This is a genomic window from Staphylococcus sp. HMSC36A10 (assembly GCF_001838845.1).
GTDB lineage: Bacteria > Bacillota > Bacilli > Staphylococcales > Staphylococcaceae > Staphylococcus > Staphylococcus aureus.
The window spans coordinates 1-2,686 of sequence record NZ_KV839125.1; the positions used below are offsets into that span (position 1 = coordinate 1).

General features: G+C 32.8%; 2 protein-coding genes. One reads left to right on the forward strand and one right to left on the reverse strand.

The features are described 5' to 3' along the window. Positions 1-218: 218 nt before the first annotated feature. Positions 219-620: a ribonuclease HI family protein gene (locus HMPREF3247_RS10520; RefSeq protein WP_001062935.1), complete on the forward strand. Its 402-nt coding sequence runs from the start codon at positions 219-221 to the stop codon at positions 618-620. A 58-nt stretch (positions 621-678) separates the two neighbouring features. On the opposite strand, the gene HMPREF3247_RS10525 is transcribed toward HMPREF3247_RS10520, so the two are convergent. Next, positions 679-2,686, reverse strand: a 2,008-nt coding sequence (locus HMPREF3247_RS10525) for a DUF1542 domain-containing protein (RefSeq protein ID WP_083324634.1), incomplete at its 5' end; no start/stop codon positions are given.

Here is a 2,686-nt window from a genome sequence, read left to right on the forward strand (position 1 = left end):
TAGAGCATAGAACATTGATTTATGTCCCAGCCTGAAGATGATTTTTTTAGGAAGTATATTACAGTACTACGTATTAGAAAATCATCTTTTAATCAGCGAGTATTTTAAACACGTGTTACTTATTTAAGTGATGCGTGTTTTTTAATGGATTATCCAACATATTTTGTATTACAGTAATAGTAACTTTAACTAAGTATTGAATAGAAAGTAGGTTTATTATGGCGAAAATAAATTTTGATGCTGCGACGAAAGGAAATCCAGGCATAAGTACATGTGCCATTGTAATCAAAGAAGATGAGCAGCATTATACATATACACATGAGTTAGGCGAAATGGATAACCACACTGCAGAATGGGCTGCATGTATTTATGCACTAGAACATGCACGTGAATTAAATGTTCAAAACGCACTATTATATACAGACTCAAAGCTAATTGCAGATAGCATTGAAGCTGGTTATGTGAAAAACGCAAATTTCAAACCTTATTTTGATCAAATAGAAATATTTGAAAAAGATTTTGATTTATTATTTGTTAAATGGATACCGAGAGAACAAAACAAAGAAGCGAATCAACACGCTCAACAGGCATTGTATAAATTAATTAAAAAGAAAAAATAAAAGGAGCACCGACTGATGTGATGTCAATCGGTGCTCCTCTATTTATCAAAGAAACAAATTATTTTTTATTTTTCTTAGATTTCTTTTTCTTCTTTTTGGCTGCTACCTTTTTAGAAGTATTTTTTGATGCTGACTTTTTGTCTTTGGATTGGTTATCTTTTTGATTTTTCTTTTTAGCCAATAATAAAGGAACGTCCTCATCTTTAGATTCAATACTAATTGTTGTTTCAACATCTTCCTCTTTATCTTTGCGTCGTTTTGCGAATAAGAGTGGTGAATGTTCGTTATCTTTCAACACTTTTTCATCTGTGTTTTCATTTGTAACTTCCACATCTTCTTCATCTTCTTTACGACGACGTTTTGGTAAGAAGAACGGCGTATGTTTAACTTTATCGAGTGACTCGCCATTATCTAGCGAATCTTTTTCTTCAACAGTAACATCTTCTTCATCTTCTTTTCTGCGACGTTTCGCAAATAAAAGTGGTAAATGTTTTGTATCGTCTAAAGTCTCTTTTATTGAATCTTTATTATTATCTCTTATTTCTAATTCTTCCTCTTCATCTTCTTTACGACGACGTTTGGCAATGAAGAACCAGAAACTAGCTAGTAAACCAGAGATACCCACCACACCAATAGCGTTTTTAATAACATTACCGAAATTATTACTAAAGTGACGCATATGAAGTGGATCAATGTCATCATCTTCATCAAGTTTCTTTTTATGTCCAATAGTCGAACTGTTAAATGGATGATTTGCAGTTCCATAACCAATTGTTAAATGGCTATTAGATTCATTTCCAGTACTTGACGATTGTTTAGCACGATCAGATGTTACAATTTGTACTGCTGAAATTCGAGCAATACCATTGTTCAATGCAGCCTCAACTTGCTGTAATGTATGCGCATTATTAATATCTCTAATTGTTTCAAGCACAATTTCGTTAATTTGATTCATTGCTGCTTGTTTTTCATCAGTTGTGCCAATTTCACTATTTCGAATACTATTTATTTTTTCATTTGAAAAGTCTTTAATTCTACTAATTGCTTCTTGCTTGCGTTTAGCTAGTTCTTTTGCTGTTGGATTAGCTGCTTTCATTTGAGCTTTAAATTGTTCCAATTGCTCAGTTATTTCACTGATGCTTTGCGCACGTTGAATCGCTTGAATTGCTTGTTCTTTTAATTGATTTAACTTAGCAATAGCTTCTTGCTTCTCTTTATCTGTTAGATCAGTACGAGCTTTGATTTCATCAATCATATGTTGAATTGCATCTTCAATCGATTTAATTGCATTTGATTTTGCTTGTTCAATCGTAAATTGTTCTGGATTAAATTGTTCAATATGCGCTTGTTCTTGTTGTTGAATTTCTTCAACTGAATGAACATCAGGTGCATTGTTAACATGATCAATTGCTTGTTGTTTAAGCTTATTAACTTCTGCAATTGCAGCTTCTTTTTGTTCCAGTGTTAATGTCACACTATTATTGATTTCATTAATCTTTTGTTGTGCCGCATTTTCGATTGATTCAATTGCCTGTTGTTTGACTACTGACAATTCTTTTTCTACAACTTTTACAGGAACATTAACAATCACTTTTGATCCATCAAGCAATGTAACTTCAACTTTTGCTGTTAAGCTATCAGAAATCGTTGCAGTTGATGGTGTATCGATAACTTCTGCTGAAAGCTGATCAATTAAGTTTATGTGTGCAAGAATATCTTGTTCTGTAATGATGTCATCACGATGTACAATGAGTTCACCATTAACTAGGATTTGCTCAGGTGTTGCTTCAAAAATTTCATTTACAGCAGGTTGTTCATCAACCTCCCATACATGTGTATTTCTAATGTCATCTAAACCTAAGTTTAATCCTCGATTTAATTGATCTATAGTTTGAGCATTCTCAACGTTTTGTAGTGCTCGTTTTTCAGCTTCGTCAATTTCTTTGAGCGCTTTTGCTTTTTGCTCAGGTGTTAAATCTGGATTTGAATTGATTTGATCACGCTTCGCATTAGCTAAGGCTTTTATTTCATTTTTCGCATCTTCTTTAGCTTTCACTAAATCTTTG